We start from the raw sequence: 25805 nt of genomic DNA on the forward strand, positions 1-25805 counted from the left end.
CTTCGAACCCGAAGGAACGGATTTACAGTCCGCTGCGTTTGGCCACTTCGCTATCCCTCCATATAATGCTATTCCTGAGATTTATTTGCTCAAAAATATCGTACTTGATTAGTATAGCATCAGAAATTATAGATTTCAACAGTTTGGCCAAAAGTTTTTTGAAAAATTTTTTGGACTTATTTTACCGCCCTTTTCCCTCAACTTTCTTTACGTTTATTATATAGAGGAAAGATGCTTTTGAGTGACTGTATTTCTGCTTCATTTAGTTGACGATAGTCCCCCTCAGCTAGGTCGTCAATCCTTAAATCGCCAATTTTTTGTCGGTATAAGTCTGTGACTTTTACCCCGCAAGCAAGAAACATTTTCTTCACTTGGTGGCGGCGCCCCTCTGAAATCGTGACTAAACCAGTTGAGGAGTGTGGGCTTGCCGAAATGATTTCAAGCCTTGCTGCTTTACAGATCGTGCCATCCTGAAAAATGACACCCGCTTGAAATTGTGCGACCATTTTTTCATCAATAAGGCCATTCACGTTGACGCGGTAGGTCTTTGGAATATCAAATTTGGGTTGTTGGAAGATGTAATGGAGCTGGCCATTATTAGTGACGAAGACGAGTCCATGGGCATCGCGGTCCAGACGGCCGGTAATTGCTAAATCGCCGGGATTATCTGCTGGTTGAATCAGGTCAATGACCGTTGGGTGGGTCTGGTCTTTATTGGCTGACAGGTAGCCTTTGGGTTTATGGACCAAGTAATAGGTATGGCCAAAATGGCGATCAATTACTACTTGGTCGACGGTAATTTCTTGCCAGCTGGGATCAACAACGGTGGCGAATTGTGTGACAACTTGGCCGTCAACGGTGACATGGCCATCTTTCAATAGGCGTTTGCAGGCCTTTCGGGTCACTTGCCCAGCATCCATAATCAATTGTCCAAGTAACATGCCATCCCTCCTTCACTCCAGTTTACTTGTTTCTACCATTATAAACATTTTTGGGAAATGTGTCTTAAGTTTCTATCGATAAAAGGCTGATATGGTATACTTTATAGTGAAAAACTTAGAATGGAGGATAGACGCATGCAAATAGATTGGTCTGGTATTATTTCCTGGACAAATGTTTTCAATCTAATTGATATTTTGATTGTTTGGTTGTTTATCTACCAGCTCTTGAAAATCCTAAAGAATACGAAAGCCTTCAATATTTTGAACGGGGTTTTCATCTTCTTGCTGATTAAAATTATTTCCACCCTCTTCCAGTTGAAGACGGTAGATTGGATCATGAACAATATTATCCAATGGTCTGTCGTTGGTGCGATTGTCATATTCCAACCTGAAATCAGACGAGGATTAGATCATTTGGGACAACAATTCTTTGCTGGTAAACGTGAAGCTGGGGCCCGCAATCCAAACGAAAAAATGGTGCGCGATTTAGTTGAAGCTTGCGAGTACATGGGTAAACGACGGATTGGTGCTTTGATTTCCCTACAACGTTCGCAACCCTTAAATGAATATGTAGCTACTGGAATTAGATTAAATTCAGCCATATCATCTCAATTATTGATTAACATTTTCATCCCAAATACGCCCCTACATGATGGTGCCGTGATTATTCAAGATTTAGAAATTGCTTCTGCCGCTTCTTACCTGCCACTTTCAGAAAACTCGGAGATTCCTAAAGAATTAGGGACTAGACACCGGGCTGCTGTCGGCTTAAGTGAAGTAACAGATGCCATCACTATCGTCGTCTCAGAAGAAACAGGTGGTGTTTCAATTACTGAACGTGGCGAGATTACCCGCGACCTTAGTCAAGATGAGTTGTATACCATTCTAGCGGACAATTTCATCAACACTACTGATGAGGAAGCGAATGATAACTTCTTAACTAACTGGTTTAACCAATTAACAGGAGGTGGCAAGTCAGATGATCAATAAGTTTTATAACAATCGAATTGCCCTGTTAATTTTATCGCTCTTCTTATCTATCTTAATGTTTGTATACGTGAAGGCTGAGCAGTATTCGGAAAACCCAGTGAGTTTCTTCCAAAATGTCAGCGAAGCGACAACGGAAACGATTTATAACGTGCCTGTTTATATAAATGGAAACGTGGATGCGTATTACGTCACTGGTCTACCAGATAGCGTTTCTGTCAGTTTATCTGGACCAAAAAACTTAATCGAACAAACACTTGAAGCCGATGACTTCCGCGTCATCACAGAAGACTTAACCGATCTAGGTGAAGGTTCTCATTACATCCAATTACAATTGGAAAATGTTTCAGAAGCCGTGTCTTATGAGATTTCACCTTCAAGCGTCAATATTTCAATTGATTCGCTACAAACAACTGAATATCCAGTCCAAGTGGAAATGTCTAATGAATCTGCAGTTGCGGAGGGTTACGAAATTACAGATGTGTCTTTAAGCCAAGATTCTGTCACCTTAACTGGTTCGACATCTGACATTGAAAGCGTGAGCAAAGTTTATACAGTCGTCAATATTCCAGATAACTTATCTGAAGACTACACCACAACCGCCACTGTCATTACAGAAAATGCGGAGGGGGATATTTTGAATATCAACACCGACCCAAGTGAGGTTGACGTGACCGTTCAAGTTTCGCCTGAAGGTGTGTCGGTCCCTATTGTGGCCAATATCACCAACGAACGCGAAGGCTACACCTATGAAGCAACGATTTTAGACAGCCAAAACGCGACTTTATCTGGTGACTACGATACCATCAATAACACTGAAAGTGTGTCTGCAACCGTTGATGTATCAGGAATTACAACAACAACTACTGTAGACGCGCCCATTGTACTACCTGATGGTGTAACGAGTTCAGATCCTTCAAACGTTCGGGTCCAAGTGGTGCCAACCGCTACCGAGTCTTCGTCTTCGTCATCATCTAGCGCGTCATCTAGTGCCTCATCAGAAAGCGATGAGGACAGCGCCAGCTCAGACACCGCATCGAGCGAGTCTAGCGAAGAAAGTGCTACGAGTAGCGAAAGCGGCACTAGCGGTAATGAATCCACTATTGAAGAAGATACGACAAGTGATAGCGACATCAGCGACAGCACCAGTTCAAGCACAAGCGAAGTTGGCGTAACGACTGGCGTCAGTAACAACTTACAAAATGGCAACGGCAATGTCCAAGCCGACCAAATCAATTCAACAAGCTCAGAAAGCGTCTCTAGCTCTTCTAGCGCAAATGTCTTTAACGGAATACTTGCTTTTTTAGCTAGTTTTTCCTAGTATTAACCAGTGTAATCTAGACTGCCTTTTTTCAAGGCAAGAAACATATCTATAATTTTTAATTATGAATCAGTAAATGTTATACTATAACGAAATCGACGACAAAATCGATATTCACTTTCGAAAACAAAGGAGTAAATTATGAGAAAATATTTTGGTACTGATGGGGTTCGCGGTTTAGCGAATGAAGAATTAACACCAGAATTAGCATTTAAATTGGGTCGTTTTGGTGGTCACGTGTTAATGCAACATGCACCAGAAGGAATGGAACATCCGCGTGTTCTAGTTGCCCGCGATACACGTATCTCAGGTCAATTATTAGAGCAAGCCTTAACTGCTGGTTTATTATCAGTAGGAATTGAAGTGCAACAATTAGGCGTTATTACAACTCCAGCTGTATCTTATTTAACTCGTACTACCGGTGCAACTGCTGGTGTCATGATTTCAGCAAGCCACAACCCTGCACCAGACAATGGGATTAAATTCTTTGGTTCTGACGGCTTCAAATTGTCTGACGCTCAAGAGGAAGAAATCGAAGCATTATTAGACCAAGAAGAAGATACTTTACCACGTCCATCAGCTGAAGGATTAGGAACGGTGATCGCTAACCCAGGTGCAGTTGGTAAATACTTAGAATTCCTAGCATCAACAATTTCTGGTGATTTATCAGGTATAAAAGTAGCAGTTGACGGCGCTAACGGTGCCACTTCACCATTAGTTAATCGTTTATTCGCTGACTTAGGTACTGACTTTACAACAATGGCGACTTCTCCAGATGGTATCAACATCAACGAAGGTGTTGGTTCAACACATACAGAGAAATTACAAGCCCTTGTAAAAGAAACAGGTGCTGATGTCGGTGTGGCCTTCGATGGTGACGGCGACCGCTGTTTAGCAGTTGACGAAGAAGGTAACCTAGTAGACGGTGACCAAATGATGTTCATCTGTGGTAAATACTTAAACGAACGTGGTAAATTAAACGACAACACAATCGTGTCAACTGTAATGTCTAACTTAGGTTTCCACAAAGCAGTTGAAGAAGCAGGCATGAAAGCACCACAAACTAAAGTTGGTGACCGTTATGTGGTTGAAGAAATGCGTGAACACGGATATAACCTTGGTGGAGAACAATCAGGTCATATCATCTTCATGGACCACAACAACACAGGTGACGGCCTTTTATCAGCAGTACAATTACTACATGTATTAAAAACTTCAGGTAAAAAATTATCTGAATTAGCTGGTGAAATGAAAACTTACCCTCAAGAATTAATCAATGTGCGTGTAACACGTGAAGGTAAAACAGAAGCAATGAATTCTGCAACGGTACAACAAGTTATTGATGAAGTGAACACAGAAATGGCCGGCAATGGCCGTATCTTAGTACGCCCTTCAGGAACAGAAAACCTATTACGTGTTATGGTAGAAGCCCAAACAGACGAAGAAGCATACAACTATGCAAAACGAATCGCAGATCAAGTAAGCAAAGAATTCGGCGTAGAATAAAAACAAGGTGTGAGTGAGACCGCTAAGCTAAATAATGCTGGAAGAATAATGCAGTAGCTGATGTAATCAGCTGCAAATTAGTCTGAAGCAGGCTTGAGCTGGTCGAGCGAACCCGATTATCAAGGTGTGACACAAATCGTTTATCGGAATGTGAGCATCCTTAATCATATGAAATAGCGTATGGCGATTACCATACGCTATTTTTTTGTACTTTTTACAAAATATATATGCATATAAACATTATTAGACCCGGTAATCTGCCTCAGATAAAGCTTGTGGTTCTAATAAACCAATCTTTTCACAGTGGCGCAAGGTTTTCCTTGTCGCACCAGCCAACTCAGCCAATTCTCCTATCGTATACATCCAGCTCACCTCTCAATATATATAATAAAGCCTGCCCTAAGGCAAAGGTAAACCCCTTTTTTGAAAAAGGGCGAATCTTTTTAAGCTAAGTATCATTTCCCGCTACCTTCCTATTTTAATTTCAAAAAAAGACGTGGCAAAATATCTTTCGCCACGTCTTTTGCTACTATTCTACTTCATGATGGTGGTCATGTTTCTCCATTTGTGCAATCAAATATGCCCGGTCTTCGTCAGACATTTCCTCACGGTTGCGACGTAAAGTGAAATGGTCTGGTACTGGATCTAGCCCCCCTGGCACCATTGGGTTACAACGAATAATACGCGCTGTACCCATAGCTGCCCCCTTAAGCGTGCCATGTTTATTGACTGCTTGAATCATATAAGTTGAGCACGATGGATAGTAGCGGCAAGTCGGTGGAAACATTGGGGAAATATACTTTTGGTAACCCCGCACCATTTTTACCAGAGGCTTGTCAGCCATAATACGTTACCCCTTTTTCTCTTCAACTATTGGTAATAATAAACCATCAGCAACCTCTTGTGCTTTAGCATCGCCTTTTAGAATTCGAATAATGTCCAAAGCAAAATAAACTGCTGTGGCTGGTCCACGTGAGGTCAATACTTTATGGTTTTCATCGTAGTAGGTGATATCTTCGTGGAAGGTCTTGTAATGCACTTGGTCTTCGAAACCTGGGTAGCATGTCCCTTCCAAGTCTTTAGTGACGCCTGCTGCTTCAAGGGCAATCGGTGACGCACAAATACTAGAAACATATTTATCGTTTGCTACTTGTTGAGCAATCAAGTCAGTTACTCTTTTATCCTTGGCCAATTTTTCTGCACCTGGGCGCCCACCAGGCGTAATCACCATGTCATAGCTGTCAGTATCAATATCATCTAACAGTTTATCTGCCATAATCTCAATGCCATGGTCACCAATTGTCGATAGCGTTTCGTTGATAGATACGATATCTATTGGGATCTGTGCTCGACGTAGGTAATCAATCACTGTGATTGCTTCTACTTCTTCGTAACCTTCACCTAGTAAAATCATTGTTTTCATCTTTAACCCTCCAATTTAAAATGCCGCTTTTCTTGTCTCTATCTTACCTAAATTTTGGGGATAAGAAAAGGATCGGCACTTAGCCGACCCCTCCTACACATGATAATAGATACTAGCTATCCATGTATGCTAGTTATTATTGTACTCTTGAACCATCTGTAAATTCACCATTTTGGTGGGCACGACGGCGTTCTTCAGCGCGTTGACGTTCGTCTTCAGATTGTTGTTGTTGGTAATCTGCACGTGTCATCACGTCGTTAACATTCATATTCACTTCAACAACTCTTAAACCAGTCATTTTTTCAACGTTTGCTTTCACTTTTTCGATTGTTTGGTTAAAGGCCGCAGGAATATCTTTGCCGTATTCAGCAATTACTTCTAAGTCGATGGCTACTTCTTTACTACCAACTTCAGCGTTTACACCTTTTGTTTTATCATCTTCAGAAGAGAAGAAGCTTTTCACGCCAGATGTGAAGTTACCTTTCAACTCTAAAATGCCGTCAACATCTTGAACTGAGTTATTCGCAATACGTTCTAACACGCGAGGCTCAAAAGCTAAATTATTTTCGTGTCTTACTTGTTCATTTGTTTCAGCCATAATTTAATTCCTCCTAATATTTTTGTTGGTCATATAACCAACTTTAAATAACCTATAAGTTAATAATAGCGTGAATATTTCTGATTATCAACCGATAACCCTTCGACTATTTCATAAAGAACCGCAACCAGGCACGCAAGTCGACCTCACCATCAAAGTAAGCACCGACGATAAAGCCGACAGCTGCGATAACAAATACCAGTAAGGCTGTCCCGAAAGTAAAGACTACCCACAATAGTGCAAAGATAAAGGCTGATAATAAGCCGATTATCCGCCATTTGTATTGGCGCCAAATCGCACGTTCTTCTCGTTTATTCCGTTCTGACATATTATCCCTCCTCCTTATTGCACACGTGGTGCAGCTTTCTGTTTGGCTTGTTTTTCAGCTACAACAACACTACGGTCAATTTGGTTGACCTTCACATTAACATCCGCAACTGGAATCCCCAATGAAACGGCCACAGTATCACGTACGCGTTCCTGTACCCGACTAGCCAAGCCAATTACATTGGTTGCGTCATCCACTTGGAAAACAACTCTTACTTTCGTGTCTTCAGGACGTTTACCAAATCGCACTTTTGCTTCAGGGAATTTTACCCCTGACACACGCTGGCTAGCGCGGACTGCTGTATCTTCGACAGAATGCTTGGTAAAACTTAATACACCGGCATCCGTTTTAACTTCTAAGTGGTCACGTTTCGCTGGTGCCACAACCGCCTGTAGGAAAACAACTAACACAACCAAGGCTACAAAGGCTAAACCAGCTAACATGGCCCATTGACCATAGGTATTGCCTAAGACAGTCTCTTTAACGAAAGGTGTTAGGTATTGAATTGGGTAAAACAAGGCAATTGCAGCTAATAATGCAACCAAGCCCACTAAGGTTAATATAATTTGTAGAAACCTTCTAAAACCACCCATCGGATCCCCTCCTAATTTGTTTATATATTATAAATGATTATCTATAAGGTTACAATAAAAGTTATGATAATTCAAACAATCCGCATACTATTTCGAAAACGAAACAAATCGTTTTCCAAGCCTATCGAAACGTGTTACACTATATAAAAATAAGTAATTTCTCAAATCCTCATTAACCATTATGATAATTAAAAAGGAGTTTACCCACCATGAAGACAGTCGTTATCAGCGGATCAAATGTCGGCACCAAATCACGTGTTGCTGCAGATGAATACATTAGACAAGCAAAAAGCTACCGCCCAGATGCGGACATGGAATTAATTGACCTGGCTGAAAAGGACATGGTCTTTTCAGATGGCCGCAATTATTTTGAATATCCTGGAGACACTGGTCAAGTCCTTAAAACAATCATGGCTGCAGATGTCTTAGTCTTGACCATGCCGACTTTCCAAGCTTCATACCCAGCTACCGTGAAAAACTTGTTCGACCTGCTACCCGTGAATGCCTTCCGGGACAAGGTGGTTGGCGTCATCAACACTGCTGGTTCTCCGCGTCATTATTTAATGGTTGAAACCCAATTGATGCCGATCTTAAATTATATGAAGGCCACTGTCGTCAACAAGTACGTCTTTATTGAAGACCGAGACTTCAGTCGGAACGAAATCATCAGTGATGACATCATTTTCCGTATTGAACGATTGGTCGATGATGTCTTCACCATGGCAGACGTACAAGCAGAAATTCAAGCCAAAAAAGATGCTGCTTACGGTTTTTAATAGCCAGCATTATCATATTGGAAAAATTTTGACAAAGTGCTTATCATTTTTCAAAAAACATTCTCTTAATTCGATTGCATTAATTCGTCTACGTAAGCCACAACATCTGGTTGGTTGGCTTCAATTTCAGCAATCTTGTCAGCAAATTGTGGTAAATGCGCTTTGTGAGCATATAATAATTCGTCCAAGACGCGTTTAGCCATCTGACCACCTGGTACTAAGGGGTTAATCGTGAAGGCATGTAAAGCTGCCCCGTAATTTCCTTCAACGGCGGCACGGATAACCGTTTCTTCCATCCCCTTCATCAATTGGATCATCCCACGAGCAGCTGGCATAAATTCACCCCAGTTGAATGGTACAGCACCGTGGCTAGTGATTTGGGCAGATACTTCCACAATGGCATCGTACGGTAGGTCTTGGATTGTCCCGTTATTTTGGGTAGAAACCACCATAACAGTCTGTTTGTCGTTGTAGATAGAAGCAATTACCTCACAAGCGGCGTCAGAATAGTAAGTCCCACCACGTTGCGTTAATTCTTCAGGCTTGTAGTCTAAAGCTGGATCTTTATACAATTCAAACAATTGTTGCTCAGTCTTCTTCACGACTTGTGCACGTGTTGCCCCTGCTTTAAACTCTTCAATAGAATGTTGTAACATCTCATCTTCAGAGTAGTAGTAACGGTGGTAACCACATGGTAACATGGCCAAATCTTGAATTTGTTCAATATGATAGTTGGCATCATGGATATTCTTCAAGGCTGATTCCGGGCCATCATCTGATTTTTTGTATAGTAAATCAATGACTTTAGCTGTTAATTCCTTGCCTTGACGGTCCCAAACTTTATGCCAGTGGAAGTGGTTAATACCAGCAATCGGGAAGCACAGTTGTTTTCTAACGATGCTGATTGGGTGTTCTTTTTAAAAAGTAGTGAGTAATAATCAAACAATTGCTCTAAATTTTGGTCGATAAAGCCAGCTCTAATACCCGTTGACAAATATATTTATCGCTAACAAAAAAAGTCGCCCTTTTTCAAGGACGACTTTCTTTGTTTCTATTAACCAACTTCAATTTGTGCGTCTGGGTTGTTGAATACGTCTTCGTTTAGGGTGCCTAAACGTTTAGAAGTGACAACACCTGCTAGGATTGAATCGTTAACGTTTAAGGCTGTACGGCCCATATCAATAATTGGTTCAATTGAAACCATTAAACCAATGATTTCTACTGGTAAGCCTAGGGTACCAAATACGATTAGTGATGCGAAGGTTGCACCACCACCAACACCGGCTACACCGAATGATGAAATAACGACAGTACCAATAATGGTTAACCAAACCATTGGGTCAGATAGGTCCATACCCACTGTTGGGGCTACGATAGCTACTAACATGGTTGGGTAGATACCAGCACAACCGTTTTGACCGATGGATAAACCAAAGGTACCGGCGAAGTTAGCTGTTGCATCTTCTACACCTAAAGCTTCTGTTTGTGTTTGGATGTTCATTGGTAATGCCCCGCCACTTGAACGTGATGTAAAGGCAAAGCCTAATACAGAAGATGCTTTCTTGAAGTAGTTGATTGGGTTGACTTTGAAACCAGCTAAGATCAAGGCATGAATTGCGAACATGATAATAATGGCTACGTAAGCTGCGATAACGAATGTGGCCATATTCAATAGGGCTTGGAAGCTTGATGATGCCATGGCTTTAACCATTAAGGCAAAGATACCATAAGGCGCCATTCTCAAGACTAATGTCACGATACGTGAAACGATGGCGTCTAACATATCGATCATTTTCTTAAAGTATGAAGCTTCTTCTGGGTGTTTTCTTGCGATACCTAGATAAGCGACACCAACGAATGCTGAAAAGATCACTACTGCGATGTTACTTGATTGACGTAAGCCCGCTAAGTCTTCAAAGATATTTGTTGGGATAAATGACAGGATTTGTTGCGGTAGGGTTGTATCAGCGATTTCAGCTTGGCGCTCTTGGATATAAGCGATTCGCGCTGTTTCGGCTGCCCCTTGCGTAAATTCTGCACCGTCTAAGTTGAATAGTAAGGCAATGGATAAGCCAATAACGGATGCAACGGCTACTGTGATAATTAATACAGCTAGGACGTTGAAACCTATTTTGCCAAGGTTCTTCTCACCTTCTACTCGGGTAAAGGCGCGGACTAGTGAAACGAAGATTAATGGTACAACAAGCATTTGCAAGAAGGATACGTATCCATTCCCGATGATGTTGACCCAATCTAAAATTGTTGTGGTTGTACTTGAGTCGGAACCAAATAGTAATTGAATAATAATACCAAAAACAATCCCAATACCTAATCCGATAAAGACACGGTTTGAATATTTCACGTGTTTCCCTGCTAAACGGTTTAGGAATAACAATACAAGTACAAAAATAGCTAATGTAATGATAACTGCCATCTTGTCTTCCTCCTGAATATTGATATAAATGTGGTGCTGATTAAGAATCAGCAGATCCAATTACATCATTCAACTGGTCGTTCAAAATGCCAATGAATCGTTCGGCTTCGCTAGATAGTTTACGGTATTTGTTTTGAATGTAAATAATATGGTTGTCTTCAACATCTGTAACAGGGACGGTGGTCATCATGTCACGGAATGGTGAAGTCAATATACCTGTACCCACTAGGATAGCGTCGGTTTTCACTAAGACATTAATCGAAGTCGCCCGGTCGCTGACGTAAATGGTTGATTGTGTAGAGTCCTCTCCCAAGTCCAATGCTTCCTCAGTTAATTGAGCTGAGGAACCTTGTGTCTGTTCGAATGTAACAGATGGATAGGCCAGCAAATCTGCTTGGGTTAGGCTTTCTCTATCTGCTAAGGGATGTTGTTTACCGACGAAAACATGGGGTTGAAAGGCCCCGATTTCTGTATAGCTCAACTCGTTATGGTTTAGGTACTGCTTAATGACCTTTTGGTTGTAAGCATTCATGTATAAAATCCCGATTTCAGAATAGGCATTTTTGACATTTTCCATTACATCAGTTGTTGAGGTTTCTAATAAACGATAATGGTGGGCGCGATCTTCATCATTTGCAACTAATACCGCAAAAGCTTCTGACACAAAGTCATAATGCTGACTAGATACAGAAAACAATTTTTTTCGGTCGGCATCTAAGTAACGATTCTCCATAACGGATACCTGCGACAAGACGTCACGGGCGTACGATAAGAATTCGCTACCTTCTTCAGTAATGAAGATACCGCGTTTTGTGCGCTCGAAGATTTGTAAGTCATACATTTCTTCCAACTCACGAATGGCCGTTGATAAAGAAGATTGCGCCATGAACAGCCGTCTAGCTGCCTCACGGAATGATCCGCTATCAGCGACGACAACAGCATATTTTAGTTTTTGAAAGTTCATGGCTCTCTCCATCCTTCCCTTGTGAACTCTTACACTCACAATTTCCTATATTACACTAATCAAATTCGTTTTTCACTATTACTGCTCACAGATGATCACTTTTTTAAACGTTAAAAGCTTGGTTAATATCTGCCACTAAATCATCACTATTTTCAATCCCTGTTGATATCCGTAAAACCTTGTCAGTTAGGCCGTATTGTGCCCGTAATTCAGTTGGGATATCCGCATGCGTTTGTGTTTCTGGGTAAGTAATTAAACTTTCTACCCCACCTAAACTCTCTGCAAAAGTAAAAATCTTCAAGCTGTTCAAGGCATCGCGAATAATTCCAGCGTCTTTCACTGCGAACGATACCATACCCCCGCGTCCTGAGTAATACACTTTCTCAATTGCTGGGTGGTTTTCTAAAGCTTCTACTAAGGATTTGGCGTTCTTTTCATGTTGTTGCAAGCGAACTGCCAAGGTTTTTAGTCCACGCATGATCAACCAACAGGCAAAAGGATCTAAAGTTGCCCCTGTTGTATTCAATTGGAAGGCTAATTTTTCATTGATATCTTGACCCTTGCTGGCTACTAAACCACCTAAGACATCATTGTGACCACCAATATATTTCGTTGCTGAATGGATGACAACATCCGCCCCTTCTTCAAGTGGGCGTTGGATGAGTGGTGTGTAGAAAGTATTGTCTACAACAACTACAGCGCCAACTGCATGGGCACGTTTAGAAATTTCCGCAATATCAAATTCCACCATCATTGGATTAGTTGGTGTTTCGATGAAGACTAATTTCGGTCCTTTTTCAATTTCAGCGTACACTTCATCTTCTGTTAAACAGTAAGAGAAGTTGTAGAAGCCCTTTTCCTCCATGTGATGGAAGTAACGGTATGAGCCACCATATAAATCTTGTAGGGTAACGACTGTATCACCATGTGATAATAAGCCTTCAATAACTAATTGAATAGCTGCCATACCTGATGACGTAGCAAACCCTTGTTCCCCATTCTCCAAAACTGCAATTGCTTCTTGCAAGACGTCACGAGTTGGGTTGGCCGTACGCGTATAGTCGTAACCAGTGGATTCACCTAGGCCTGGGTGTTTATAGGCTGTTGAGAAGTATAGTGGCGTGTTAATCGCACCATAAGCCTTGTCACTACGGTTACCAATTTGTGCAAGCAAAGTTTCAATATGTCGTTCTGTCATCGTCATTACCGTCCTTCTATTAAAATTCAATTAAATTCTGTTATCGCTTTTACCAATCATAACATGGTTTAAATGATTAAAATTTATGGATATTAGAACGGTGTTGTTCGCTAAAAACGAACACAATCAAGTTGTTGATTGGGCGACATTTTCCCACAGCAAAAAGGACCATCAACCATTAAGCTGATAGCCTTTCCGCCAATAAGAATATTGGATTATTTAAAATCTACGTATACGATAACGCCATTCGCGTCTTTGGCTGTTACATGATTTGCTTCTTCAGCAACTACACGACCGTTAGCTTTTAATTTCGCTACGATGTTATTGTATAATTCTTGGTTATGGTAAGTTAATGTGTACGCTGCTAAACCAGTTTGGTCTTCAGCGTATGGTACCATGGCTTCTGCACCCCAAGCGTTTACGGCGATGTGGTGGTGGTAGTCAGAGTATGAAGTGAAGTGGACATTATTCGTGAAGCCCATTTGCTCTTCTAAGACCATTTCATCTGTTAAGAAACCGAAGAAGTCTTCTACTTTAGCTGATGATAAGTGTAAGTGACCGATGATTGTCCCTTCAGCGAAGAATGCTTGCGGCTCGTCAGATGAACGGCTAGCTAATACGCCTTCAGCATCCATTGGTTCAGTTACACCAGTTACCCCACCGTTTGGATCATGTGTCCATTGGTCAGCAGTACGGTCAGCGTAGATTTCAATACCGTTGTCTTCTGGATCTTGTAAGTATAAGGCTTCTGAGTAAGAGTGGTCTGAAGCACCTGATAATTGTGTTTGGTTTAATAACATACGGTATAAAACGTCACCTAAAGCTGCACGAGATGGTAACAACCAAGCTGTGTGGAATAGACCGTTTTTCGGACCAGTGATTAATTTGTAGTCTGCTTTACCGTCTAAGATTAATTGCGGTGCATCTTGCCCTTTGAAACCTAATTCAACGATACCTTCAGTTTCTTCATCTTTTAAGATTTCTAAACCGATTACTTCGTTGTAGTAGCGTTTCATTTTGTTTAAGTTTCTTACGCGGTAAGTAACTGTTGAGATTGTAACATCATTAAAAAATTGTTTTTCCATTTTATATTTCCACCTTTTATTTTGTTTATATATACGAGTTTCGTTTGCTTCAACTATTATCATTAAATTTTGATTTAACAACTTACTTTTTTTAAAAAAACACTTACTAAAAGTAAGCTCATATACAGTATACCTTATTTTTTCTCAGTGGTAAACACGCTTGCTTCTTTCTTCTCATATTTTTTGGTGTCCCGAATAAAAAATCCAAAACTTTGCTAATTCCAATGAAATGCTATACCAAATGATTTATAATAAAAGTGGAATATTAGGAGAAATGGAGTGAATGTGAATGTTTGAATGGTTTGCAAATGCCAACCCGATTTTACAAGCTACGCTGGCCGGCGTCTTTACTTGGTTGATGACGACCTTAGGTTCAGCATTGGTATTTTTCTTTAATGAAATTAATCGTCGTGTGTTGGATATTATGAATGGATTTGCTGCTGGGGTTATGATTGCCGCAAGTTTCTGGTCACTTCTTGCCCCATCAATTGAATATGCAGAGGCAGGTGGTTGGGGCCGGTTTGCCTTTGTACCAGCCTTAATTGGTTTTATAGTAGGGGGACTTTTCCTACGTTTGATCGATTACATCACCCCCCATTTACATATGGGACAAAATAAAGTGGATGCTGAAGGACCTAAGACCAAGTTGCCAGCAACAACCTTGTTATTCTTAGCCGTAACCATCCACAACATCCCCGAAGGTCTATCTGTTGGGGTAGCATACGGGGCCAACGAATTTAATGCTGCAAGTCTGGCTTCTGCTTTGGGATTAACCATGGGGATTGGGCTACAAAACTTCCCTGAAGGGGCAGCCTTATCTATGCCAATCCGCGCAGAAGGTGCCAGCAAATGGCGTGCCTTCCGGTTGGGTCAAGCATCTGCCCTAGTAGAAATCGTCGGTGCCGCTTTAGGCGCTATACTGGTTTCTCAAGTGACTGTTATCTTACCTTATGCACTAGCCTTTGCAGCAGGTGCCATGGTCTTCGTTTGTGTGGAACAACTGATTCCAGAATCACAATCGCATGGTAACTCAGATATCGCCACCGTCGCCCTACTTATTGGCTTTGGTGTCATGATGACCCTAGACGTTGCTTTAGGTTAAATCCTTTGCAAAACGCTTTGTAAAAAAGACTACCGCGATAAAACCCATCAACCAGACGCAAACAGCGTACACCAGGTAGATGGGTTATTTTTTTTATATTTAAGACAGGTATTTTGAAAAAATGATTGTCTGTTAGAATTTTACATCCGCGTCTTGCATGGCTTTTTGAATGTAAGCTGCCGACTCATGCAATTTTGCCTCTTCCCAAGCATTCAAACTAACGGGTAGTCGTTTTTCCACGCCATTAACCCCAATAATACAGGGCATTGATAGGGCAACGTTACCGTTATAGCCGTATTCGCCCCGTAAGGTGGTGCAGGCTGGGTAGACACTACGTTCATCAAGAACAACGGCCTTAGCCATCGTAACCGCTGCTTGAGCAACACCCGCATTGGTCCAACCCTTGCCATTAAAGACATCATAAGCTGTAGAAACCACATTCTTCTTGATATCTTCAGGACTTGATAGGTCAACTTGTGGGTCGCGGTCAAAGTATTGGTCTAGTTCTTCGTAAGCTACTCCTTGAATATTCAATTTACTCAAGACTGGGAAGGCGGTAGCCCCGTGTTCCCCCATCATATAGCCGACGACTGATTTAGGGTCAACGTCGTAAGCGTTGGCGAAAACATTACGCAAGCGAGCTGAATCAAGCATAGTTCCTGTTCCAATAATCTTCCCTTCAGGATAGTCAAACTCATTTTCCGCGATATATAAAATGGTGTCTAGCGGGTTGGTAATCACAATGATAATGGCCTCTTTGGTGTGCTCAACGATGTTCTCCATTACGTCACGAATGGTTTTTGAAGTGATTTTCGCTAGGGTTGCCCGGTCCGGTTCGGCAGTTGGGTTATTGGGATCAGGTTTCATAGAATTCCCGGCCGCAATTACGATAACATCCGCATCATCTGTTTGCTCGTAACCACCGTGGGTCACTTTAATATTGTTCATGTAAGTTAAAGCTCGGGCCTGCTCTTGATCAACCGCTTCACCTCGCGCGATATTTTCATCGATATCAATGACGCCAATTTCACCAAAAACGCCAGCCTTCATGGCATCCGCCAATACGTAAGAACCTACGTGACCAACACCCACAACTACTAATTTATTTGTTTTCATCCCATTGCCTCCGTCTCTCTAATTCTTTTTTAATTATTATAACGCAGTTGTCAGGAAAAATCATTAACCGGACTGAGGATAGGAAGCAGTCTATAACCTTGCCACCAAAACGCAAAAAAGAAGCCAGGAATTTGTATTCCCAGCCCCTCATGTTAGTTAGCTCGTTTTTTATCCTCAATCGCTCGAGCAAAGCTATTGAGTTCAAAACCATTATTTTATGACTAATACATGTGATTTGACGTTACGTACTACGTATTCAGATACGGATCCCATCATGGCACGTTCAATTGCGCCTTTACCAGTTGCACCTACAACCACAAGGTCTGCTTTGGCTGTATCTGCGAACTCTACAATACCGTATCTTGCGTCGCCTTTGATAATTTCAAGGGTTACATTTTCAAGGCCAGCTTCTTTGGCTTCTGCTTTATAAGATTCTAAGACGCTTAAGGCATCCGCCCGCATGTCGTCATATAGTCGCATAGAGGCATCCGGATTACCGAAACGCACAAAGTCGTCTAACACATTCAACACGATCAACTCAGAATCATTTTGCTTGGCGATAGATACTGCTTCTTTAAAGGCACGGTATGAAGCATCTGATCCATCTACTGGAATTAAAATTTTTTTATATTCTGCTACTGACATGATGATCCCTCCTCATTGGTGCTTGTGTTCCTTTCCATCTTATTTCACAACTAGTACTGGGATTTTAGATAGTCGTACTGTGTTCTCTGCCACAGACCCGACTAGGGCACGTGTTACAGCGCCTTTACCAGTTGCACCAATTACAACTAATTGGTAGTCACCTTCATTAGCAATTTTGGCTACTTCACGTCTTGGGTTCCCAAAAGAGGTGAAGGTACGAATGTTGTTGAAATTACGGGTTTTACCGTAATCTTCATATTTTTCAAGGGTTTCTAGGGTACGTTTTTTCATCTCGTTTATATCTGTTTCAGATACCCGCAAGTCACTAAACACATAGTCATCGGCAATTACTGATAGGACGTCTACAGTAGCATTTGAGCGCATGGCAATCTCAACTGCATCTCGAAAGGCTGCTTTACTGTTGTCCGAGTCATCTACTGGCACCAATATACGTTGAATGTTATCAAGAATCATTTTCGTTACCTCCCTTACTTTCTTTCCATATAAAGTATAACACAAAAACGGAACCGCTTACAAAAGTAAGGCCTTTATATTTCAAGAAAAACAATTAATCCCTTTTTTATAGCGAATGCTTGAACCTTACGCCAGTATGTTATCCAAATCGAAGCCAAGCAAAAAGACTATGACATTTTGCCACAGTCTTTTAGGTTTCTATGCTTATAAGTCTTGTAATGATGTGAAGGCTAAGTCCTCTGCTGTTAAACCTTTTAAGAAGGCTACGGTTACGTCCACAGTGTCTTGGAAGTCTTGGTAGGCAGAGATTAAGTAATGGGTATGTGCATAACGAGTTGGCATACCTAGTGTAATCACTGATACCCCATTATTTGCAGTATGGATTGAGCCGGCGTTTGTACCACCACCATCACGGACGGCTTGTTGGATTGTGATGCCAGCCTCTTCACTAGCTTTCAAAAATAGACCGTTTAAATGGTCAGAAGCGATATAAGTTGAATCGCGATACCGTAATTGAGGTCCTTGTTTCACGCGTCCTTGGCCAAGTGTAGCTGATTTTGCGTAATCGTCTGAAGGCGTTCCCTCAAAAACGATGGCCACTTGTGGATCAATGCGGTTTGTTGTGACTTTAGCCCCTCTTAAACCAACTTCTTCTTGTGTGGCAAAGGCGCCAACAAGATTGAATGGTAAGTTTTTCACGCCTTCAGGTCCTAATTCATTGAAGACTGCGATGGTTGCAGCTACACCAAGACGGTTGTCAAAGGCTTTACCAATCATCATGCCATTCTTTTCGTTGACCTGAAATTTGGTTGCGGGTACGACGGGTTGGCCAACTGTAATACCGAAATCGTTGATCACTTCTTCTCTTGAAGTGGCACCTACGTCTAGTTTCAAGTCTGTTAAGGCTACTGGTTTGGCCTTCTCTTCTGCAGTCATGAAATGGATGGGTTTACTTGTGGCAACAGCTGGAACATAGCTTTCATTATCATTGGTTCTAACCATGAATAATTGCGACTGGGCAGAGGCTGCCGTCCAACCACCTAAAGCTTGCATCAACAGTAGTCCATTTTCGTCGATGGCTTGTACCATAAACCCGACTTCATCCATATGGGAGTCTAACATAATCGTTGGTTTGTTGGGGTCGATGTCAGTAAAGTTCATGTATAGGTTTTTCATTGCATCGGCTTGTAAACTAAAATCGCCTTTGTTGGCTTTCACTACTTCGATCACTTGGTCTTCATATCCTGGCGCCCCGTAAGCATTCGACACGTCTTCTAACAATTTAATATATTTCATATTGCACCTCTTTAGACTTTCTAATGTAACCATTTTACCGATATTTATTGGAAAATGAAAGCGAGTGCCCTTCAAAGTAAAAAGCCCCCTCTCCTTGCTAGCCAGCAAAGACAGGGATGGCTCTTCTTCAATCCTTATTTGTCTGCATTAATGTGGTCGTATTTCGCTGGGTTTTCGTTGAATTTCTTCACGACATATGGGCATACGGCTTTAATTTTTCGGCCTTTTGCCTCTGAGTCGGCAACTAGGTGGTCGACAAGTTGCGCAGCGACACCTTGTCCGCGTAAACTTGGATCCGTCCATGTGTGTGTTGCGACGATGACATTGTCTTCCTTTGGTTGATACTCGATTTCAGCAATACGTTTGTCGCCTGCTTCGTTAAAAATGGCAAATCCATTGGTGACTTCTTGAATTTCGTATCCCATATATTCCCTCCTCAACTTGTGTGACGCTTTATTACCTTAATTATATCAAAATCTAGGGACAATAGCTCAAAATTAGCCTTGGTTGACCTTATTTTCATTTACTCGGTATAATGAAGTGAACTTAAATGGTAGGCAACTGTTTTACAAAAAAGGAGTGGCAATATGGGCTTATTTTCAGGATTATTTGGTAATGCTTCAGAAGCGGATAAGGAGCGAGTTTCTGAGGCTTTGGAGAAGGTACTCATTCCCGGTGAATCAATTGAATTATCTTACAACATCTTGCGAGACTTAGTCGTATTCACATCATATCGATTAATTTTAATGGATAAACAAGGGATTACCGGTAAGAAACGAGACTTCATGAGTGTACCTTACAAGTCAATTTCACGCTTTTCAGTAGAAACTGTGGGGAATTTTGATGTGGATGCTGAAGTAGATATTTACTTATCTGGTAACGACCAACCAACGATCGCCCTACAATTTAGAGGTGGTGACGTGGTATATGATGTACAGCGCGCCCTAGCAGCAGCCGTATTACTGTAAGAATTTAGACGAATTTTATGAGAGGTGACCGTATAATGGTCAGCTCTTTTTTGTATTGTACTTGTAAAGCAGTTGATAACTGCCGGTTCAGCATCCGGTGACCATTTTGACAAAAAAATAACCCCCTAAAGCTAGATTTTTGGTCTAACTTTAGAGGATCCCATTCAACAAACGATGCTGCCTAACTGTTGGCTTTTAGGCTTGTTGATGATTTGGTATTTTTTATTGATCCATATTTTGATGTTTAGCTATTAACGGCTAGCACCGAGATACAAAGGATCACCTCCTTAAGGCGGGACAGCTTTTGAATGCATCATCCGGTTAACAAACGCAAGGTTAACACTGTGTTGTTTGATAGCGATCATACATCTTTTCATTTTATCTTTCCTCCTAAAGGTGTGAAAATCCATAAAAAAATAGCGTCAGACACTAAGGTCAAACGCTAGGATTTTTAATAGATATTTTCATTGTAGTCGGTGTAAGAACTGTAGCTTCAAGGGCACAAGGGCACGCAGAACCGTTAGCTGGTAACTGATTCAGTAGTGCATTCCAAGTGTTATACAATAGATTCGTCATTTTATACCTCACAAAGTTGGCAAATGGATTGAATTCAATTGGCTGATTTTTTTTGCTACAATTTTACACTTTCATCATAGCATGACCAATTTTTGCTTGTCCAATAATTATACTTTAAAAATAATGAGAAAAATGTTCGGCTTTTGCTCATACTTGATTGGCAAAGGGATTTTGTTGATATATAATAAAGCAGTATGCCACAAAGGCGCAAGAGAATTTTGAAGGGACGATTATTTATGTCTAGAGCAGTAGGTACTGTTGTAAGAGGGTTACGTGCCCCAATTATTAAAGAGAACGATGACCTAGCTGGTATCGTTGTAGATACTGTCTTAAACGCGGCCAAAGAAGATGGTTATGAAGTTCGTAACCACGATATCGTAACGGTTACAGAGTCAATTCTAGCTCGTGCACAAGGAAACTTTGCTGAATTAGAGGCTGTTGTAAAAGATATCCAACGTCAAACAAAGAGCGAAACGATTGGTATCGTTAACCCAATCCTTAGCCGTAACCGTTTCTACGCCATCTTAAAAGGTATCGCTATGTCAGCGAAAAAAATCGTGATTCAATTAAGCTACCCTTCTGATGAAGTGGGTAACCGTTTAATTTCACGTGATGAATTAGAAGCATCTGGTTTAAACCCATACACTGACGTTTTAACAGAAGCTGAATTCCGTAGCCACTTCCCAAACTTGGCGCATGAGTTTACAGGCGAAGACTACGTTGCTTTATACAAAAAATGCGTGGAAGAAACTGGTGCTGAGTGTGAAATTATTTTCGCAAACCACCCACAAACCATTTTAGACTACGTAGATACAGTTGTAATCGCTGATATCCACGACCGTAAATACACACGCCGTACTTTAGAAAAACATGGTGCTAAAGAAATCATTGGTTTAGACCAAATCTTAAACCAATCAATCGACGGTTCTGGTTACAATGAAGACTTCGGTTTATTAGGCGCTAACCTTTCTGGTAACGACAGCTTGAAACTATTCCCTCGTGAGGCACAAGCATTCGTTGAAGACGTTCAAAAACGTTTATTAGAAGCAACTGGTAAAGCTGTTGAAGTAATGGTTTACGGTGACGGTGCTTTCCAAGATCCAGTTGGCCATATCTGGGAGTTAGCTGACCCTGTTGTATCACCTGGTTTCACTAAAGGTTTATCTGGTACACCAGACGAAATCAAAATCAAATACGTTGCAGACAACCAGTTCGGTGACTTATCTGGTGAAGAATTAACAGAAGCGATGCGTGCTTACATCAAAGACCATGACAAAATCGATGAAGCTGGACATAACACATCATTAGGTACAACACCGCGTAACATCACTGACTTAGTTGGGTCATTATCTGACTTAACTTCAGGTTCAGGAGACAAAGGTACGCCGTTTATCTATATCCAAGGCTACTTTGACAAATATTCTGACTAATAACTGGATCTGAATGACACCGTTCAGCTCAAAAACGATAACGTAAATAGGCAAAGTGACGGCACATCATGAAGGCTATTTGCGAAGCGGACTTGAGCTGGTCGCACGAACTCAACTTCAGGGTGTGAGTTTCGGCGCTAAGTCTGGTCCCCACTCTTAATCAGATAATAACTTTAACTATTAGGGACACGACCATGCTTGTGTCCCTTTTTTGCGTACGCAAAAAAATAACCAGCCGTTGGGAGGACAGCTGGTTAAAATTGTCATCTTTCATTTGGGAGGAGAAAGATTTATGAAGAAAAGTTTGGTTTGTTTATTGGGTATGCTTATATAATAGGCGATACTTTTGAAGATATGATGAAATTGTCAGCAAATTTTGTGACAAATATGTGATAAAAGTTTTAACAATTTCTAAAGGCAAGATTTTACCGTAAAGAAAGGCCTATGACTTTCATATCATAGACCTTCTTGAAAATAGTTACTATTTTGAGCAGGTACTCACACCTTGTAGTCGAGTGCGCTTCGCACCTTCAATTGGGCTTGCTTTGGCAGTCTGGCCTCCACTTCAGACTAGTTTGCATCACACTTTCTGTGATACAGCACTAGTCTTCCAGTGCTACCTAAGCGCAAAGCTCGCACCTTTTTTTAATGTGTTTTGCCGCCGACGATCTTCATGTCTTCTTTGCCGTCAAAGTCCACAATGGCTGCGATGGCTGCTTCGATTCCGCGAACGATGTCTTCCAAGGCCATAGATGGCGTGTTTGGACGGTTTGTGACTTGTTCTGGTAGGAATGGAATGTGCATGAAACCGGCTTTGATGTTAGGATACTCTTTATTGGTTAAGTATAGCGAATGGTACATAATATGGTTGCAAACAAAAGTACCTGCCGTATTAGACACTTCCGCTGGCACGCTAGCGTCTTTCATGTAAGTAACCATTGCCTTAATTGGCAACTGGCTAAAGTAAGCTGGTTGCCCGTCTTCTTTTATAGGTTCGTCAATTGGTTGTTTACCTTCGTTATCTGGAATACGCGCGTCATCTTCATTGATGGCTACACGTTCAGGTGTTAAGGCAAATCGTCCGCCCGCTTGACCGATATTCAAAATATAGTCAGGTTGGTGCTCTTCAATTGCTCTTTTTTCTACTTCTGCACTTTTATTAAAAACAGTTGGAATTTCTAATTTGATAATTTCCGCACCCTTGATTTCTTCCGGCAAACGTTTCACTGCCTCAATCGCTGGGTTAATCGTATCATCACCAAATGGATCGAATCCTGTTACTAAAATTTTCATTTTTATACCTCCTAGAATGCCCAAGTATACATTAATACAATGTGAACAACAATTAAAGCAATAGCAATTGGTGCTTGTCGTTTAATGACACCATACTCACTCTTCATTTCTAATAGTGCCACTGGTAAAGCATTGAAATTACCCGCCATAGGTGTTAATAATGTCCCGCAATAACCAGCAGTCATCGCTAAAGCACCAGCAATCGCTGGGTTAGCACCTTGCATAATCACAAAAGGAATACCGATACCCGCTGTAATAACTGTAAAAGCAGCAAATGCATTCCCCATAATCATTGTAAATACAACCATCGCGATAACGTACATTGTTGCACCTAAAAATTGGTTTCCTTCAGGTACTAAGTTTCCAAAGATTGACGTTACTATTTCGCCAACCCCCGCATTAACGAAGATTACGCCTAGTGCAGCCAATAATTGTGGCAAAATAGCAGTTGATCCAACTTGTTGTACATTTCGATTAGATTCATGTAAAACTTGTTGGAAGGGTGCACGGAAAATAGCCATCGCAAGCACTAATGCAACAATTGCCCCGATACCAATAGCACCCGCACCTGAAGCCGGCACAAACTGCGCAAGCGCTAATGCTGTAATCGCCATAACAATAACAGGTACAAACACAAGGTTTCCAAAACGGTCTGCACCAGCTTCTGCACGCTCCTCGTCTTGCTCAAATTTACCTGTTACAAAGTGTTTAACCAAGGTAATAATTGCCAATAATAAGACTAAGGCACCAGAAATAATTGCGGGTAACCATTTTCCTAAGGCAAACAAGATAGCTAGGTCAAACCAGAATAAAGCCGTCCCAATCCGTTTATCTTGGTCAGACCGTAAAACTTTATAACTAGTAAAGGCGAACTGCAAGCCGATTAAAATATAGAAGAATTCTAGTAAGTTTGTAAAGAACATTTCCACCTTACTTACCTCCCTTACTGTATTTACGGTTCATTTTTTGATCAAATGCATAGTTATAAACTGCTGTTAGAATAAATGCAATAATGGCAACTGGAATTGATGCACGCGCCACATCGATTGCCATCACTTCATACCCTAGAGAATCTAACGTTCCAGCAATCAATAAGGTACCTGCACTGGCCACAAAGGTATTTTGCGCATAAAAATTCCCAAAGTTATCCATAGCAGCAGATTGTGCTTTAATTTCTTCTTTTGTGGCATCATCAATTTCACCATTTTTTGAAATAGCTGCCGCTTCTGCCATAGGTTGTACTAATGGTCGTACAAATTGTGGGTGTCCTACGATACGAATTGATAAGAATCCAGCTAATTCACGTAAGAATAAGTATAAAGTCAAGAATGAACCCGTTGTCATCCCTTTAACATTGTTAATCAATCGTACTGCTTGATTTTTCAAACCAAACGTTTCAGCTAATCCAACCATGGGTAGGGTTAAAATGAAAATTGTCACCAACCGATTATTCACAAAACCTTCTCCAAGCATCACTAAGAAGTCCGTAACCGAAATGCCCGATACTAAAGCTGTCGCTAGTCCTGCGATTACGACAACCGCAATGGTATCTAGCTTCATTGCAAACCCAATAATTATGATTAGAATACCAATCAACGGTAAATAATACATTATTTCCACTCCTTTTTTATCATCAATCCTAATATCTTTCTATTTTATCATTTTTCTGCAATAATTTGTAAAAACTCACAAACTAATTTTGTACCTATATATGAAAAAAAGCGGATAAGTACTGTTTATCCGCCAGTCTTCACTATCATATGCGATTTTTGTCTTTCACATTATCTTTGTTCTATATTTGCTGATAATGCACAATCTGACTTACGACACTATCCTTCTTATGACTGGCAAACACAAAAAACATAGAAAAGTATGTGAATGTTCCCTGTTTATCCACGATTTTTCCATGCAGAGCTGCTTCCTTCCCATGGGATAAAATTTGAAAGACTTCTATAGATGAAATATCCGTCACCCTAATTGCGCTAGATAATACTTGGTCTCTACCAGTTAATACTAAATCGTTATAAGGCGCCTTATATACCACCTCATCTACCATTAGTGACCCATCGTATACTAACCCCTTCGCATATAAATTCATCGCTAAATCGCGGGCAATTCTTCGCTTAGGTGCATTATCACATGCTAGGTCTCCTATCAAGAAAAAGGGCAAATCAGGTAAATCGGATGACACTAAACTGAAAGATAAACCTAACTCAAGCAAACTCTTTTCCAATATTTCAATTGCCTTAGGGCCCACACCATGCAGATAAGCCAGATTCGATTTTGTTACACTCGATAACTGTTCAATTTGATCAATCCCAACCGTCGCCAACGCATTAGTTGCTGGCTTACCAATTTTTGGTAAATCTGTCATTCAAATACCTCCTAAAGCGATCAGTTTAATATTCACATACAAAAATTCCTAGAATTGCTATTTTAGTATCATTAGAAGGTAACTTTTGTAATTGTATGATTTTTAACACTTATTTATTGAGCTCTTTACTCATAAAAACATCCATCCAAGGGTGATGGCTTTCCGCATCTAATTTTTCATATAGTTTAATGGCTTAATGGCCGCCTTCTCAATCGGCCGCCCTAATACCATAAATTTTATACTTCTCCCTACATTATTCTTTCTAAATATACAAAAAACCGTTAGCTTAAACAAGTGTCTAAGCTAACGGTTTTATTTTGCATGGCGACGTCCTAGTCTCACAGGGGGAAACCCCCAACTACATTCGGCGCTAAGAA

Annotated in this window: 27 protein-coding genes and 1 pseudogene; 7 read left to right on the forward strand and 21 right to left on the reverse strand. The window is 41.0% G+C overall.

The genetic code is table 11. The features are described from left to right. Positions 1-197 precede the first annotated feature (197 nt). Positions 198-941, reverse strand: a complete 744-nt coding sequence (locus AC973_RS07965) for a pseudouridine synthase (RefSeq protein WP_048729402.1) — start codon at positions 939-941, stop codon at positions 198-200. 135 nt (positions 942-1076) lie between these two features. Between AC973_RS07965 and cdaA the strand changes: the two genes are divergently transcribed. From cdaA to glmM, 3 genes are all read left to right on the forward strand, one after another. After that, positions 1077-1931 carry a diadenylate cyclase CdaA gene (gene cdaA / locus AC973_RS07970; RefSeq protein WP_048729403.1) on the forward strand — a complete coding sequence of 285 codons (855 nt, stop codon included), beginning with the start codon at positions 1077-1079 and terminating at the stop codon, positions 1929-1931. After that, positions 1921-3249 carry a CdaR family protein gene (locus tag AC973_RS07975; protein WP_048729406.1) on the forward strand — a complete coding sequence of 443 codons (1329 nt, stop codon included), beginning with the start codon at positions 1921-1923 and terminating at the stop codon, positions 3247-3249. The genes cdaA and AC973_RS07975 overlap by 11 nt, the downstream gene beginning before the upstream one ends. Positions 3250-3390: 141 nt before the next feature. Next, a complete protein-coding gene (glmM, locus tag AC973_RS07980; protein ID WP_048729408.1) occupies positions 3391-4755 on the forward strand; it encodes a phosphoglucosamine mutase in 1365 nt (454 codons plus the stop codon). A gap of 243 nt (positions 4756-4998) precedes the next feature. Here the strand turns inward: glmM and AC973_RS09745 are convergent, their stop codons facing one another. From AC973_RS09745 to amaP, 6 genes are all read right to left on the reverse strand, one after another. Beyond that, a complete protein-coding gene (locus tag AC973_RS09745) occupies positions 4999-5118 on the reverse strand; it encodes a MerR family DNA-binding transcriptional regulator (protein WP_082148278.1) in 120 nt (39 codons plus the stop codon). A gap of 166 nt (positions 5119-5284) precedes the next feature. Next, on the reverse strand, positions 5285-5599 hold the full coding sequence (gene yidD / locus AC973_RS07985; RefSeq protein WP_034257877.1) for a membrane protein insertion efficiency factor YidD: 315 nt from the start codon (positions 5597-5599) through the stop codon (positions 5285-5287). A gap of 6 nt (positions 5600-5605) precedes the next feature. Beyond that, the gene (locus AC973_RS07990) at positions 5606-6178 is read right to left on the reverse strand and encodes a DJ-1 family glyoxalase III (protein WP_048729410.1); all 573 of its coding nucleotides are present in this window, start codon (positions 6176-6178) and stop codon (positions 5606-5608) included. A 136-nt stretch (positions 6179-6314) separates the two neighbouring features. Continuing rightward, complete coding sequence (locus AC973_RS07995) at positions 6315-6776, reverse strand: Asp23/Gls24 family envelope stress response protein (protein ID WP_048729412.1); 462 nt, start codon at positions 6774-6776, stop codon at positions 6315-6317. Between the two features lie 106 nt (positions 6777-6882). After that, positions 6883-7104 (reverse strand): DUF2273 domain-containing protein, encoded by a 222-nt coding sequence (locus AC973_RS08000; protein WP_048729413.1) that lies wholly within the window; start codon positions 7102-7104, stop codon positions 6883-6885. Positions 7105-7118: 14 nt separating this feature from the next. Continuing rightward, entirely contained in the window at positions 7119-7697 is a 579-nt protein-coding gene (amaP, locus tag AC973_RS08005; protein WP_048729415.1) for an alkaline shock response membrane anchor protein AmaP, read from the reverse strand. 209 nt (positions 7698-7906) lie between these two features. Between amaP and AC973_RS08010 the strand changes: the two genes are divergently transcribed. Beyond that, entirely contained in the window at positions 7907-8473 is a 567-nt protein-coding gene (locus AC973_RS08010; RefSeq protein WP_048729419.1) for an NADPH-dependent FMN reductase, read from the forward strand. Between the two features lie 65 nt (positions 8474-8538). Here the strand turns inward: AC973_RS08010 and AC973_RS08015 are convergent. The 5 genes and pseudogenes from AC973_RS08015 to AC973_RS08035 form a co-directional block, all read right to left on the reverse strand. After that, a pseudogene (locus AC973_RS08015) lies at positions 8539-9351 on the reverse strand (6-phospho-beta-glucosidase); the annotation flags it as partial. A 176-nt stretch (positions 9352-9527) separates the two neighbouring features. Continuing rightward, complete coding sequence (locus AC973_RS08020; protein ID WP_048729421.1) at positions 9528-10907, reverse strand: L-cystine transporter; 1380 nt, start codon at positions 10905-10907, stop codon at positions 9528-9530. Positions 10908-10947: 40 nt separating this feature from the next. Next, on the reverse strand, positions 10948-11871 hold the full coding sequence (locus tag AC973_RS08025) for a LysR family transcriptional regulator (protein WP_048729424.1): 924 nt from the start codon (positions 11869-11871) through the stop codon (positions 10948-10950). A gap of 103 nt (positions 11872-11974) precedes the next feature. Next, positions 11975-13075 carry an aminotransferase class V-fold PLP-dependent enzyme gene (locus tag AC973_RS08030; RefSeq protein ID WP_048729426.1) on the reverse strand — a complete coding sequence of 367 codons (1101 nt, stop codon included), beginning with the start codon at positions 13073-13075 and terminating at the stop codon, positions 11975-11977. A gap of 209 nt (positions 13076-13284) precedes the next feature. After that, positions 13285-14154 (reverse strand): VOC family protein, encoded by an 870-nt coding sequence (locus AC973_RS08035; protein ID WP_048729428.1) that lies wholly within the window; start codon positions 14152-14154, stop codon positions 13285-13287. Between the two features lie 289 nt (positions 14155-14443). On the opposite strand from AC973_RS08035, the gene AC973_RS08040 reads away from it, so the two are divergent. After that, positions 14444-15256, forward strand: coding sequence for a ZIP family metal transporter (locus AC973_RS08040; protein WP_048729429.1), 813 nt, complete (start codon positions 14444-14446; stop codon positions 15254-15256). Positions 15257-15388: 132 nt separating this feature from the next. Here the strand turns inward: AC973_RS08040 and AC973_RS08045 are convergent, their stop codons facing one another. From AC973_RS08045 to AC973_RS08065, 5 genes are all read right to left on the reverse strand, one after another. Further along, positions 15389-16372: a lactate/malate family dehydrogenase gene (locus AC973_RS08045; protein WP_048729430.1), complete on the reverse strand. Its 984-nt coding sequence runs from the start codon at positions 16370-16372 to the stop codon at positions 15389-15391. 210 nt (positions 16373-16582) lie between these two features. Then, positions 16583-17017 carry a universal stress protein gene (locus tag AC973_RS08050; protein WP_048729431.1) on the reverse strand — a complete coding sequence of 145 codons (435 nt, stop codon included), beginning with the start codon at positions 17015-17017 and terminating at the stop codon, positions 16583-16585. Between the two features lie 39 nt (positions 17018-17056). Beyond that, on the reverse strand, positions 17057-17491 hold the full coding sequence (locus AC973_RS08055; RefSeq protein ID WP_048729432.1) for a universal stress protein: 435 nt from the start codon (positions 17489-17491) through the stop codon (positions 17057-17059). A 204-nt stretch (positions 17492-17695) separates the two neighbouring features. Then, positions 17696-18787, reverse strand: coding sequence for a M42 family metallopeptidase (locus AC973_RS08060; protein WP_048729434.1), 1092 nt, complete (start codon positions 18785-18787; stop codon positions 17696-17698). Positions 18788-18921: 134 nt separating this feature from the next. Continuing rightward, the gene (locus AC973_RS08065; protein ID WP_048729435.1) at positions 18922-19212 is read right to left on the reverse strand and encodes a GNAT family N-acetyltransferase; all 291 of its coding nucleotides are present in this window, start codon (positions 19210-19212) and stop codon (positions 18922-18924) included. A gap of 162 nt (positions 19213-19374) precedes the next feature. Here AC973_RS08065 and AC973_RS08070 point away from each other — a divergent pair, with 162 nt between their 5' ends. Together AC973_RS08070 and AC973_RS08075 are read left to right on the forward strand one after the other, a co-directional pair. Beyond that, complete coding sequence (locus tag AC973_RS08070) at positions 19375-19755, forward strand: PH domain-containing protein (protein ID WP_003143637.1); 381 nt, start codon at positions 19375-19377, stop codon at positions 19753-19755. A gap of 812 nt (positions 19756-20567) precedes the next feature. Continuing rightward, positions 20568-21761, forward strand: coding sequence for a coenzyme F420-0:L-glutamate ligase (locus AC973_RS08075; protein WP_048729436.1), 1194 nt, complete (start codon positions 20568-20570; stop codon positions 21759-21761). 645 nt (positions 21762-22406) lie between these two features. Here AC973_RS08075 and pcp read toward each other — a convergent pair. The 4 genes from pcp to AC973_RS08095 form a co-directional block, all read right to left on the reverse strand. Beyond that, positions 22407-23054 carry a pyroglutamyl-peptidase I gene (gene pcp, locus AC973_RS08080; RefSeq protein WP_048729438.1) on the reverse strand — a complete coding sequence of 216 codons (648 nt, stop codon included), beginning with the start codon at positions 23052-23054 and terminating at the stop codon, positions 22407-22409. A gap of 11 nt (positions 23055-23065) precedes the next feature. Next, positions 23066-23983, reverse strand: coding sequence for a DUF979 domain-containing protein (locus tag AC973_RS08085; protein ID WP_378103113.1), 918 nt, complete (start codon positions 23981-23983; stop codon positions 23066-23068). A 1-nt stretch (position 23984) separates the two neighbouring features. Continuing rightward, entirely contained in the window at positions 23985-24665 is a 681-nt protein-coding gene (locus AC973_RS08090; RefSeq protein ID WP_048729441.1) for a DUF969 domain-containing protein, read from the reverse strand. Between the two features lie 181 nt (positions 24666-24846). Then, positions 24847-25428 (reverse strand): hypothetical protein, encoded by a 582-nt coding sequence (locus tag AC973_RS08095; protein ID WP_048729442.1) that lies wholly within the window; start codon positions 25426-25428, stop codon positions 24847-24849. Between the last annotated feature and the right edge of the window lie 377 nt (positions 25429-25805).

This window comes from Carnobacterium sp. 1290_CSPC (genome assembly GCF_001053265.1).
In the GTDB taxonomy this organism is placed as follows: Bacteria; Bacillota; Bacilli; order Lactobacillales; family Aerococcaceae; genus Aerococcus; species Aerococcus urinaeequi.